Source organism: Pseudomonas sp. FW305-7, assembly GCF_058786735.1.
On sequence record NZ_JBYSZA010000002.1, the window covers coordinates 87,160 to 99,958 of the forward strand.

Here is a 12,799-nt window from a genome sequence, read left to right on the forward strand (position 1 = left end):
TTCACTCCCGATGGTCGTGGGTCTGGGTGATACGGCCCTGTTCCACGTGGAACAGAGCGACTGGCGTTTCCGTCTGCCAGCCTTCCCTCAATAATTCGTGATCTACACAGGTGATGAACACCTGGCAGCGTAAGTCTTCCAGCAAGCGGCACAGCGCGCGACGGTGGCTCTCGTCCAGTTCGGACGGCAAGTCATCCACCAGATAAATACACTGACCGCGTCGGGCCTGGCTGACCAGATGCCCCTGGGCAATCCGCAATGCACAGACCACCAACTTCTGCTGACCCCGGGACAAGATGTCCGCGGCGTTGTGTGCGCCCAATCTAAGACGCAAATCAGCCCGTTGCGGTCCGGCCTGGGTATGACCCATTTGCTGATCCCGTTGCAGGGATCCGGCCAATACGGCGCTCAATTCCCGGTCTTTGTCCCAGCCTCGGTAATAGCTGAGCGTCAAACCTTCAAGCTCAACCAGTTCGCTCAAGGTTTGTTCAAAGACTGGTTTCAAGGCTTTGATATAAGCGCGGCGGTATTCATCGATTTCAGCGCTGGCCTGGCACAGTTCCCTGTCCCAAACCGCTTGCGAAACGGCGTCAAGTGTACCATGCCGCAGCCAGGAGTTTCTCTGGCGCAAGGCCTTCTGCAAACGCTGCCAGGTCGCCATAAAACGCGGTTCGACGTGGAACACGCCCCAATCGAGAAACTGCCGGCGAATCTTCGGCGCACCTTCCAGCAGGCGGAAGCTGTCGGGGTTTATCAACTGCAGCGGCAGGATCTCCGCCAACTGCGCAGCACTGCGGGCATTCTGGCCGTCGATGCGGATCTGAAACTCGCCCTGACGGTCACGTGATATCCCCAATGCACTGTGGCCACCCTCGGCCAATTCGACCTGACCGAACACGGTACAGGCGAGTTGCTCGTACTGGATGACCGGCAACAGGCGCGTGCTACGAAACGAACGGGCAAGCCCCAGCAGATGAATGGCTTCCAGAACACTGGTTTTGCCGCTGCCGTTGGCGCCGTAAAGGATGTTGATGCGGGGGGAGGGGGAGAAGGTCACCGGGTGCAGATTGCGCACCGCGGTGACCGAAACACGACTTAAGGACATCCAGGGTCAGCTGATTACAGACGCATCGGCATGACAACGTAAGCCGAGTCGTCATTGTCGGACTCTTGCACCAGCGCACTGCTGTTGGAGTCGGACAGGATCAGGCGAACCTGCTCGGTGGTCATCACGCCCAGCACGTCGAGCAAGTAGCTCACGTTGAAGCCGATTTCCAGGGAGCCGCCGTTGTATTCAACGCCCACTTCCTCTTCCGCTTCTTCCTGCTCCGGGTTATTGGCCTGGATCTTCAACTGACCGCTCGCCAGTTGCAGACGAATACCACGGTACTTCTCGTTGGACAGAATCGCGGTACGGCTGAAAGCTTCACGCAGTGCCTGACGATCGCCCAACACCAGCTTGTCGCCACCCTTCGGCAGAACGCGCTCGTAATCCGGGAACTTGCCGTCGACAAGTTTCGAGGTGAAGGTGAATTCGCCGGTGGTGGCGCGGATGTGGTGCTGGCCCAGAACGATGCTGACGTTACCGTCTGGCTCGGTGAGCAGACGCGCCAGTTCGAGAATACCTTTGCGCGGCACAATGACCTGGTGACGATCCGGCTGACCGATATCGGCTTTCATCGAGCACATGGCCAGACGGTGCCCGTCGGTAGCCACAGCGCGGATAATGCCTTCGGAAACTTCCAGCAGCATACCGTTGAGGTAATAACGCACGTCCTGCTGGGCCATGGCGAAGCTGGTGCGTTCGATCAGGCGACGCAGTTTGCTTTGTTCCAGGCTGCAAGTCAGCGAACCCGGACCTTCTTCGACAGTCGGGAAGTCGTTGGCCGGCAGAGTGGACAGGGTGAAACGGCTACGACCGGCCTTCACGACCAGCTTCTGCTCGTCGACCTTGATATCGATCAGCGCATCGTTGGGCAGGCTTTTGCAGATGTCCATCAGCTTGCGCGCAGGCACGGTGATGGAGCCTGTTTCAGCCGGCTCTTCGAGTTGCACACGACCGACCAGCTCGACTTCCAGGTCGGTACCGGTCAGCGACAATTGCTGGCCTTCGACAACCAACAGCACGTTGGAGAGTACCGGCAAGGTCTGTCGGCGCTCGACGACGCCTGCGACCAGTTGCAGGGGTTTCAACAGGGCTTCGCGTTGAATGGTGAAATGCATGGTCTAGTCCCTTGCCTTAATAAGCTGCGCTGGTGTTCATCAAGTGGTCAGTGTACGCAGCAGGTTCTTGTAGTCCTCGCGGATGTCCGCGTCGGATTCCTTAAGTTCGTTGATCTTGCGGCAGGCGTGCAAAACCGTCGTGTGGTCGCGACCGCCAAATACATCGCCGATTTCCGGCAGGCTGTGGTTGGTCAGTTCCTTGGACAAGGCCATGGCCACTTGACGCGGACGCGCCACCGAGCGCGAACGGCGCTTGGACAACAGGTCCGAGATCTTGATCTTGTAGTACTCGGCGACGGTTCGCTGAATGTTATCCACAGAGACCAGTTTGTCCTGCAATGCCAACAAGTCTTTCAGGGATTCGCGAATCAACTCGATGGTGATGTCGCGACCCATGAAGTGCGAGTGGGCGATCACGCGTTTCAGCGCACCTTCCAGCTCACGGACATTGGAGCGAATTCGCTGGGCAATGAAGAATGCGGCGTCGTGTGGCAACTCGACTTTGGCCTGATCGGCCTTCTTCATCAGAATCGCGACACGGGTTTCCAGTTCCGGCGGTTCGACGGCAACCGTCAGACCCCAGCCAAAACGCGATTTGAGGCGTTCTTCCAGGCCTTCAATTTCTTTCGGGTAGCGGTCACTGGTGAGAATGACCTGCTGACCACCTTCAAGCAGGGCGTTGAAGGTGTGGAAAAACTCCTCCTGCGAACGCTCCTTGCGGGCGAAGAACTGAATATCGTCGATGAGCAATGCATCCACCGAACGGTAGAAACGCTTGAACTCATTGATCGCGTTCAGTTGCAGCGCCTTGACCATGTCGGCCACGAAACGCTCGGAATGCAGGTACACGACCTTGGCATTCGGGTTCTTCTTTAATAGATGGTTACCCACCGCGTGCATCAAGTGGGTTTTACCCAGGCCGACGCCGCCATAAAGGAAGAGGGGGTTGTAGCCGTGCTTGGGATTATCCGCCACTTGCCAGGCCGCCGCGCGGGCGAGCTGGTTGGATTTACCTTCGACGAAGTTTTCAAAGGTAAAGGTGCGGTTCAGGTAACTGGTGTGCTTGAGCGCGCCTTCAACCTGAACAGTGCGCTGTTCGGCGCGAACCGGTGCCTGTTGCGAAGCGGCACCGGACATCGGGTCGAAACTGTCGCGAGACGGTTCATCGCTGATTTCGGGGCTTTTCTGCGTCGAGCGCTTGGCCGCCGGTGCTGGCGACTGAACGGATGGCGTACTCACAGGCGCGGCATTTGCCTGGGCCTGGGACACCTGCGCAGCAGCCAGCGGCGCGTTCGGTGCAGCACGCGGAGCCGAACTGCGTTTGCTGCCTATTAATAAGGAAAGCGCCGGCGCCATGCCGTTGCCGTGCTCATCCAGCAGTTCAAGGACACGGCCCAGGTACTTTTCGTTGACCCAGTCCAGCACAAAACGGTTCGGTGCGTAGACGCGCAACTCGTCGCCTTCGGCTTCGACCTGTAGTGGACGGATCCAGGTGTTGAATTGTTGGGCAGGCAGCTCCTCGCGCAAAAGCTCCACGCACTGCTGCCAAAGTTCCACTGACACGGATATCCCCTAAGTTGAAAGCCGGTGAGGCAAAAACAAGCGGCCATTGTAGCGGCGAGCCGCCCACTTATCCACATGCAGGTTGTGCGGTCACCATGATTTATCAATGCGTTAACCGGGAAAAAGGCGACCAACGGTGTGTGAATAAGCTCTGTGGATAACCGCCTCTGAGGGCACTGGACAACTGGGGGCGAAACTCGGTGGATAACCTGCCTGTGGATAACAGACCATTCCACACACAGGTTATCCGATAGCGCAGCACAGGCTGAACACGGTTTTCCACTGTAGTTGTCATTCTCTGTACATCACGAAAAATAAGGCCTCATGGCACTTATCCACAGATGATGCCGTGCCTAGCTTTTATAAGCTTTACAGAAAAGCTTTAAATAATTCCCTTCTTTATTTTTATGTATGGCGAACAGGCTTTCAGCCAAAGAAGCCCCGAAGATCTATTTATAAGGAAACGCTGGTTGGAAATTGACCTGAAGGCTTGCTTTCTCTAGAATCCCCGGTCTCTTAAAACGGGGGCCATTCCGGCCCGTTGTGGACGAACCAGGTAACACGACATGAAACGTACTTTCCAACCAAGCACTATCAAACGCGCTCGTACCCACGGTTTCCGTGCTCGCATGGCTACCAAGAACGGCCGCGCAGTCCTGTCGCGTCGTCGCGCCAAAGGTCGTGCGCGTCTGGCAGTTTGATAATCCGGTACTGGAGGTGAGTCAGGACTTCAGTCGGGAAAAGCGTCTGCTTACTCCCCGGCATTTCAAGGCAGTCTTTGACTCCCCTACCGGCAAGGTTCCGGGGAAAAATCTCCTGCTCCTTGCACGCAACAACGATCTCGATCACCCCCGTCTCGGGCTGGTTATCGGGAAAAAGAGCGTCAAGCTCTCCGTTGAGCGAAATCGCCTCAAACGTCTGATGCGCGAATCATTCCGTCTGCACCAGGATTCACTGGTCGGCTGGGATATCGTTATCGTCGCGCGCAAAGGTTTGGGTGATGTAGAAAACCCCGAATTGATTCAGCATTTCGGCAAACTCTGGAAGCGACTGGCCCGTAACAAGCCCGTTCCAGCAGTCAAAACCGAAACTGTAGGGGTAGACAGTCCAGATGCGTAAACTGGCACTCGTTCCGATCCAGTTTTATCGCTATGCCATTAGTCCTTTGATGGCCAGCCACTGTCGTTTCTACCCCAGTTGTTCTTGCTACGCGTATGAAGCCATCGAAAATCATGGCCTTCTGCGCGGTGGCTGGCTGACCTTTCGTCGTTTAGGTCGCTGTCATCCGTGGAATCCCGGTGGTTATGACCCGGTTCCACCTATCCCTACCTCCCGTTCTTCTTCGATGGCCGAGTAATCATGGATATCAAACGCACGATCCTGATCGTCGCCCTGGCAATCGTGTCCTACGTTATGGTTCTTAAATGGAACCAGGACTATGGCCAGGCTGCCCTGCCGACTCAGAATGTTGCTTCCAGTACGACTACATCCGGTTTGCCGGACACCGCCACTGGCAATAATGCTGCCGCCAGTGACGATATTCCGCGCGCCGCTAGCGATACCAGCGCACCTGCCGAAACTCCGGTGGCCGCCAGCAAGGATCTGATCCAGATCAAAACCGACGTGCTCGATCTCGCGATCGATCCACAAGGTGGCGATGTTGCTCAACTGACCTTGCCTTTGTATCCACGTCGTCAGGATCGTCCTGATGTTCCGTTCCAGCTGTTCGATAACGGCGGCGAGCGTGTTTATCTGGCACAAAGCGGTCTGATCGGTACCAACGGCCCGGACGCAAATCCGGCCGGTCGTCCGGTTTACTCTTCGGAGAAGAAGACTTATCAACTGGCTGACGGTCAGGATCAACTCGTCGTTGACCTGAAATTCAGCAAGGACGGCGTCAATTACATCAAGCGTTTCACCCTGAAGCGCGGCCTGTATGACGTAGCCGTTTCCTACATTGTGGATAACCAGAGCGCTCAGCCCTGGAATGGCGCGATGTTCGCCCAGTTGAAGCGTGATAACAGCGCTGATCCTTCGTCCACAACCGCTACTGGTACCGCGACTTACCTGGGCGCCGCCCTGTGGACAAGTTCGGAGCCGTACAAGAAAGTGTCCATGAAGGACATGGACAAGGCCCAACTGAAAGAAACCGTCACCGGTGGTTGGGTAGCGTGGCTGCAACACTACTTCGTGACTGCGTGGATTCCGGCCAAGGGCGAAAACAACATCGTCCAGACCCGTAAAGACAGTAAAGGCAACTACATCATCGGTTACACCGGTCCTACACTGACCGCTGCTCCGGGTGCCAAAGTTGAAACCAGCGCTGTGCTGTACGCCGGTCCGAAAAGCCAGGCTGTGCTCAAAGAGTTGTCCCCAGGTCTGGAACTGACCGTCGACTACGGCATCCTGTGGTTCATTGCCCAGCCAATCTTCTGGCTGTTGCAACACATCCACGCGATTGTGGGTAACTGGGGCTGGTCGATCATCTTCCTGACCATGCTGATCAAGGGTCTTTTCTTCCCTCTGTCGGCCGCTAGCTACAAATCGATGGCGCGCATGCGTGCCGTTGCGCCGAAACTGGCTGCGCTGAAAGAGCAACATGGCGATGACCGGCAGAAAATGTCGCAAGCCATGATGGAGCTGTACAAGAAAGAGAAGATCAATCCGCTGGGCGGCTGCTTGCCGATCCTCGTGCAGATGCCGGTTTTCCTTTCGCTGTACTGGGTTCTGCTGGAAAGCGTGGAAATGCGTCAGGCACCGTTCATGCTGTGGATCACTGACCTGTCGATCAAGGATCCGTTCTTCATTCTGCCGATCATCATGGGCGCAACCATGTTCATCCAGCAGCAGCTGAACCCGACTCCGCCGGATCCGATGCAGGCGAAGGTCATGAAAATGATGCCAATCATCTTCACCTTCTTCTTCTTGTGGTTCCCGGCAGGTCTGGTGCTGTACTGGGTTGTGAACAACTGCCTGTCGATTGCACAACAGTGGTACATCACGCGTAAGATCGAAGCGGCGACGAAAAAAGCCGAGGCGTAACTTGCACTGTGGATAACACCACTCAAAACGCCCCCTAGTGGGGCGTTTTGCTATCTGCCACTTTTGTCTGGATACCGGTTTATGAGCACACCTCGTGAAACCATCGCCGCTGTTGCCACCGCCCAAGGTCGCGGCGGTGTCGGCATCGTCCGTATTTCCGGGCCGTTGGCCAGTGTCGCGGCCAAAGCCATCAGCGGCCGCGAACTGAAACCGCGTTACGCCCATTACGGCCCATTTTTCAGTGATGACCAGCAAGTGCTGGATGAAGGTCTGGCACTGTATTTCCCGGGGCCGAACTCGTTCACTGGTGAAGACGTGCTGGAACTGCAGGGCCACGGTGGCCCGATCGTTCTGGACATGTTGCTCAAGCGTTGCCTGGAATTGGGCTGCCGTTTGGCTCGCCCGGGGGAATTCAGCGAACGCGCCTTCCTCAATGACAAACTCGACCTGGCCCAGGCTGAGGCGATCGCCGACTTGATCGAAGCAAGTTCTGCACAGGCGGCGCGCAATGCCCTGCGTTCTTTGCAAGGTGCGTTCTCCCAGCGTGTGCATAACTTGACCGAGCAACTGATTGGTCTGCGCATCTACGTCGAAGCCGCCATCGACTTTCCGGAAGAAGAAATCGACTTCCTCGCCGACGGCCATGTATTGAGCATGCTCGACAAGGTGCGTGATGAATTATCGACAGTACTGCGCGAAGCCGGGCAGGGTGCCTTGTTACGTGACGGCATGACCGTGGTGATTGCCGGTCGTCCGAACGCCGGCAAGTCCAGTCTGCTGAACGCGTTGGCCGGTCGCGAAGCCGCCATCGTCACCGAGATTGCCGGCACCACGCGGGATATCCTGCGTGAACATATCCACATCGACGGCATGCCGTTGCACGTTGTGGATACCGCAGGCCTGCGCGATACCGATGATCATGTGGAAAAGATCGGTGTCGAGCGTGCATTGAAAGCCATTGGTGAAGCCGATCGGGTACTGCTGGTCGTCGATGCCACCGCCCCGGAAGCGTTGGACCCGTTTGCCTTGTGGCCGGAGTTCCTCGAAATCCGCCCAGACCCGGCGAAGGTCACTCTGATTCGTAACAAGGCCGATCTGACCGGTGAAGCGATTGCCCTGGAAGTCAGTGATGACGGCCATGTGACCATCAGCCTGAGCGCGAAATCGGCAGGCGATGGTCTGGAACTGCTGCGCGATCACCTAAAAGCCTGCATGGGTTACGAGCAAACCTCGGAAAGCAGTTTCAGTGCTCGACGCCGACACCTGGAAGCCTTGCGTCACGCCAGTGCGGCGCTGGAACACGGCCGCGCACAACTGACTTTGGCTGGCGCGGGTGAATTGCTGGCCGAAGATTTGCGCCAGGCTCAGCATTCGCTGGGGGAGATCACCGGGGCCTTTAGCTCGGACGACTTGTTGGGAAGAATCTTTTCCAGCTTCTGCATCGGAAAATGACCAAAGGGTCTGTGGATAAGTTGTCCACAGACCCTTTCGTTTTACCAGTTGTAGGAAACCGTGCCGAGCAGCGTACGGTCTTCACCCCAATAGCAGCGGCCGGCGTCGTTGCATCCCGAGACATATTCCTTGTCGAAAAGATTTTTCGCGTTCAAGTCGACGCTCCAGTGAGTGTCGATCTGATAACCGATCGCCGCATCCACCAAGGTGACGTCGCCGGCATCCAGCTTTCCGTATAACGAAGGCGAGGTGTAAGCGAAGGCACTGTCGAAGTAACGCACACCACCGCCAACGTACAAACCTTTCAGATCGCCATCGAGGAAGCGGTACTTGGCCCAGGCCGAAGCCTGATTACGCGGCACGCCGGTCATTTGACGACCTTTGACCAGTGACGTCGCGGCATCCTTGGTGATCCGCGCGTCAGTGTAGGTGTAAGCAGCGGTGACATTGAGGTTCTGGGTCAGGTTGCTGTTCAGTTCCAGCTCTACACCTTTGGAACGGCTTTCGCCGACCTGGCGATAGGTCGCTGTCGTCGAGTCGAAGTAGGTGTCGTCCTTTTTGCGCAGGTCATACACCGAAGCAGTGAACGCGGTATCCCAGCTGATCGGCTCGTACTTAAGGCCTACTTCGTACTGGCTGCTGGTGATGGGATCAAGCGGCGCGCCGGCATTAGAGATCTGCTGCACCGGCACGAACGAGGTCGAGTAGCTGACATACGGCGTCATACCGTTGTCGAACTGGTACATCACGCCGCCCTGATAGGTGAACTTCTTGTCCTCGGAGCTGATGTTGCTGCCCTTGGCCACTTTGTCGCGAAAATCACTGTCGACCCAATCCTGACGGCCGCCGAGCAGGAACAGCCAGTGGTCATACTTGCTCTGGATCTGTGCATAAACACCTTTCATCTGCTGCTCAAGCAGGGTGTTCTGCACTGCAATCGGCGTTGTCGGGTCGCGCAGGTAAACCGGGTTGTAGATATCAATCGGTCCGACGATGCCGGCGTTCCAGTCCTGATTGAACGACGTGCGGTCATAGCTGGCACCGAACAGCACAGTGTTCTCCAGACCGCCGACCTGGAACTTGCCTTCCAGCTGGTTATCCAGCGAGTACACCATGGATTTGTTGAAGCGATCGTAAGCGGTCATGTTCAACCGCGTTCCGAACCCGGCGTTGTTCAGGTTGCCCGGCCAGGTTTCATGGCGGGTGATGCGCGACTGCATGTAGCGCGAGTTCTGGCGGAACTGCCAGTCGTCGTTGAAGGAATGGCTGAACTCGTAACCGGTGCTCCAGGTTTCGCGCTCGAAGGTATTCCAGTCCGGATCACCGAGCATGGTGTCTTTGGATAACTTGCCGTTGGGATTGCTCAACAAAGTACCCGCGGCCGGCAGGCCGAGTTCCATGTTGGTGTGATCCTTCTGGTAGTTGGCCAGCAAGGTCAAAGTGTTGAAGTCGTCGAAATTCAGCGTCAGCGACGGGGCGATGTAGATACGATCGTCCGGTACATGATCGGTCTGAGTGTCGGACTTGCGCCCGAGCATCACCACCCGACCAAGGACACTGCCGCTGTCGTTGAGAGGTCCGGATACATCGACCCCCATCTGCCGGCGATTATTCGAGCCATACCCCAATTGCACTTCGCCCTGAGGGTCGGCTGTCGGACGCTTGCTCACCAGATTGACCAGACCGCCCGGCGCGTTTTCACCGTAGAGCAGTGAAGACGGGCCGCGGAAAACCTCGACCCGCTCCAGCCCATATGGCTCGGTGCTGGTGTCATAGCGGTTGCCCTGCACGCGTAGTCCATCGCGCAGCAGGCCGTAGCCGTAATCGGTGGCGTTGAAACCGCGAATGAAAAACAGATCGCCGGCCAGACTGTCGCCGGCGGCAAACGGTGGGGCAAAGATCCCCGGAACGTAGCCAAGTACTTCGGTCAGCGTCTGAGATTTCTGATCTTTCATGCGTTGCGCGGTAACCACCGACACCGAACGCGGCGTTTCCGACAACGGTGTGCTGGTTTTCGTACCGATCCGGCTGTTCTGCGCCTTGTAGCCAACATCGGCGGCGTAATCCAGATTCATCGAGTTGGCCAACTGGCCATTGATGTTGGTCGGCGCCAATTCCAGCGAATCGCCGGTCGGCAGTGCCTGCAGAATGTAACTGCCCGCTGCTTGTGGCACGGCTTGCAGACCGGAACCTTGCAGCAGTTGGGCGAAACCCTGTTCCACGGAGAAATTGCCGCTCAGTCCAGGGCTGCGCAGGTGACTGGTCTGTTGCGGCGAGAACGACAGAATCACGTTCGCTGCCGACGCAAACTGGCTCAGGGCGTTGTCCAGCGGTCCGGCGGCAATGGCGTATCGCTGGGTTGCCGTCGCCGCGAACGCGCTACCGGTCAGTACCAGGCAGGACGTGGCACTGGTCATCAGTAAGCTATAGGCAATGCAGTGGTGGGAAAAACGCTGACGAAACGTGGGAAGACGCATGTGTGGATAAGCCCTGAAGTTGGCAAAGAGCCGCGTTTATCGCGATTACCTGTAGGGCCGGGTCAGGGCAAAAAAAGATAACCCCGTTTTCGATTTATTTTTCCACAGGCGTCTATTCGATCAGGCGTTATGGCGGATCGAAACCCAATAACGAGTGAAATAACGCACGTTTATTGGCATTGAAGCCTGCAGATTTGCCAGTACCGCATCGGTGGAATCGAGACGGAAGGTGCCAGACACGCGTAAATCCCGGGCGCGTTCATCGCACTGCAACACGCCATGACGATAGCGGCCCAACTCTTCGAGTACGTCGCCCAGACGAGCATCGAGCACGATCAGTTGGCCATTGGTCCACGCCACTTCTGCGGGTTTGAAGGAATGAATCCGGCTGATGTGCTGACGATCGAAATCCGCGCCTTCGCCGGCTTTCAATATTCTTGCGTTAGCCACCTCTTCACCAGGCTGAATGCTGACCCGATCTTCAAGCACGCCAACTCGGGTCGATCCCGACAACTGATGCACAGAAAACCGGGTACCCAAGGCTTGAATACGTCCATCGCGGGTTTCGACGTACAGGGGGCGCTGATCACCGAGCTTTCCGGTCTGGACAAGGATTTCGCCAGTGCGCAAACGGATCAATCGTTGCCTGCTATCGAAAGACACGTCGATGGCCGTATCGGTATTCAGTTGAATCTGACTGCCATCGGCCAGCGTGATGTCACGTCTCTGACCGACGCGGGTTTTATAGTCGGCCCAGACGTTTCCCAGGGAGGTGTGTTGCTGGACATTCCAGCCAACCAGACCTGCGCCAGCCACCAACACCATCAACTTCAGCATTTGGCGGCGTTGCTGGCCGGTGCTCAACGCTCGTCGCTTCAGATCCTGCGGCAGCGTGCCGAGGTGGCGTTGCAACCGTTCCATCTGATTCCAGGCCGCCAGATGTTCAGGAGCGCTATCTATCCACAGCTGCCATGCCCGTTGTTCGGCAAGCGTCGGTGGCTGTGACTGAAACTGCACGTACCAACCCGCAGCCGCTTCAAAGACTTTGCGATCAGGGGTGATAGCCATCACAGCTGCGCCATGATCAATGCACATTCCGTCAGTGCGCGGATCATGTGTTTCTTCACGGTGGTCAGCGAGACTTTCAACTGCAAGGCGATCTGTTGATAAGTCAGGCCATCGATCTGCGAGAGCATGAAGATCTGCCGGGTTCTTGCACCCAAGCCGGTCAAGGCCTTATCCACAGCGACCAGCGTCTCGATGATCAGCGCCCGGTCTTCTTCGCTGATGGCTGTGGCTTGGGGACGAGATGCGAGGGCTTGCAGATAAGCCGCTTCGATGGCCTGTCTTCTATAGCGATCAATGACCAGGCCCCGTGCAATGGTGGTCAGATAGTCCCGAGGTTCGCGAATCTGCGCGGCATTACGCGCAGCAAGGATCCGCACAAACGTGTCGTGCGCGACATCGGCAGCATCGCAGGCGTCATTCAATTTGCCCTTGAGCCACCCATATAGCCACGAATGGTGTTGCTCGTAGATTTGCTCAATCGCAGCGTTATGAATGGATAAGGACATGAGGAGAAGAGGGCGAGTTAATGATAATGGCTATTATTAGCCTCTGTTACGTCCTCTCACAATAGGCCTCTGACAACACTCCATCGTTTGTTTTTGGGTTTTCTGTTCGCTATCCAGCAATGGGTGGCGATTTTTTTGTGCTCGAAAAAGGTGATTCATCGATTTTCTGTGGATTAAGCCCTGTGAATAAGTGCCACTGAGGTCAGTTGATAACAGGGCTTGAAAACTGGATATAAACCCCTCTGTGGATAACAACCCCTTTCATCCACAGGCTTACACCGGTTATCCAAACCCCTCATGGCCACATGGACACAGGCTTTTGAAACTCTGTACATATTGAATATAAAGGCCTGTAGCAATCTATCCACAGAAAGGTGGCTCAGTAAGAATAAGCTTTAAAACAAAGGTTTTATAAATTTCTCTCTTTTTTATTCTTTTAACCGCAAGTTCTCCACAGCTGGTTAAATT

The 12,799-nt window shown here is 56.2% G+C and carries 11 protein-coding genes; 5 read left to right on the plus strand and 6 right to left on the minus strand.

All coding sequences use genetic code 11. The features are described from left to right. Position 1: 1 nt before the first annotated feature. From recF to dnaA, 3 genes are read right to left on the minus strand one after another with little or no spacing between them, the layout of a single operon-like run. Positions 2–1,105 carry a DNA replication/repair protein RecF gene (recF, locus tag AC3WMT_RS03470; RefSeq protein ID WP_007911886.1) on the minus strand — a complete coding sequence of 368 codons (1,104 nt, stop codon included), beginning with the start codon at positions 1,103–1,105 and terminating at the stop codon, positions 2–4. Positions 1,106–1,119: 14 nt separating this feature from the next. Next, positions 1,120–2,223 carry a DNA polymerase III subunit beta gene (gene dnaN / locus AC3WMT_RS03475; RefSeq protein WP_007911887.1) on the minus strand — a complete coding sequence of 368 codons (1,104 nt, stop codon included), beginning with the start codon at positions 2,221–2,223 and terminating at the stop codon, positions 1,120–1,122. A gap of 39 nt (positions 2,224–2,262) precedes the next feature. Continuing rightward, entirely contained in the window at positions 2,263–3,786 is a 1,524-nt protein-coding gene (dnaA, locus tag AC3WMT_RS03480; RefSeq protein ID WP_103302870.1) for a chromosomal replication initiator protein DnaA, read from the minus strand. A 566-nt stretch (positions 3,787–4,352) separates the two neighbouring features. On the opposite strand from dnaA, the gene rpmH reads away from it, so the two are divergent. The 5 genes from rpmH to mnmE all read left to right on the plus strand — a co-directional run bounded on the left by rpmH (position 4,353) and on the right by mnmE (position 8,280). After that, on the plus strand, positions 4,353–4,487 hold the full coding sequence (rpmH, locus tag AC3WMT_RS03485; protein ID WP_003213577.1) for a 50S ribosomal protein L34: 135 nt from the start codon (positions 4,353–4,355) through the stop codon (positions 4,485–4,487). A gap of 16 nt (positions 4,488–4,503) precedes the next feature. Further along, on the plus strand, positions 4,504–4,905 hold the full coding sequence (gene rnpA / locus AC3WMT_RS03490) for a ribonuclease P protein component (protein WP_011336726.1): 402 nt from the start codon (positions 4,504–4,506) through the stop codon (positions 4,903–4,905). Further along, on the plus strand, positions 4,898–5,143 hold the full coding sequence (yidD, locus tag AC3WMT_RS03495; RefSeq protein ID WP_010465488.1) for a membrane protein insertion efficiency factor YidD: 246 nt from the start codon (positions 4,898–4,900) through the stop codon (positions 5,141–5,143). The genes rnpA and yidD overlap by 8 nt, the downstream gene beginning before the upstream one ends. A gap of 2 nt (positions 5,144–5,145) precedes the next feature. Beyond that, positions 5,146–6,828, plus strand: a complete 1,683-nt coding sequence (gene yidC / locus AC3WMT_RS03500) for a membrane protein insertase YidC (RefSeq protein ID WP_103302866.1) — start codon at positions 5,146–5,148, stop codon at positions 6,826–6,828. Between the two features lie 81 nt (positions 6,829–6,909). Beyond that, entirely contained in the window at positions 6,910–8,280 is a 1,371-nt protein-coding gene (gene mnmE / locus AC3WMT_RS03505) for a tRNA uridine-5-carboxymethylaminomethyl(34) synthesis GTPase MnmE (protein WP_103302864.1), read from the plus strand. 41 nt (positions 8,281–8,321) lie between these two features. Here mnmE and AC3WMT_RS03510 read toward each other — a convergent pair whose 3' ends face one another. The 3 genes from AC3WMT_RS03510 to AC3WMT_RS03520 form a co-directional block, all read right to left on the minus strand. Then, the gene (locus AC3WMT_RS03510; RefSeq protein ID WP_103302862.1) at positions 8,322–10,757 is read right to left on the minus strand and encodes a TonB-dependent siderophore receptor; all 2,436 of its coding nucleotides are present in this window, start codon (positions 10,755–10,757) and stop codon (positions 8,322–8,324) included. Between the two features lie 120 nt (positions 10,758–10,877). Beyond that, positions 10,878–11,825, minus strand: a complete 948-nt coding sequence (locus AC3WMT_RS03515) for a FecR domain-containing protein (RefSeq protein WP_103302861.1) — start codon at positions 11,823–11,825, stop codon at positions 10,878–10,880. After that, entirely contained in the window at positions 11,825–12,331 is a 507-nt protein-coding gene (locus tag AC3WMT_RS03520) for a sigma-70 family RNA polymerase sigma factor (RefSeq protein WP_103302859.1), read from the minus strand. Before AC3WMT_RS03520 ends, AC3WMT_RS03515 begins: the two co-directional genes overlap by 1 nt. Positions 12,332–12,799 lie beyond the last annotated feature (468 nt).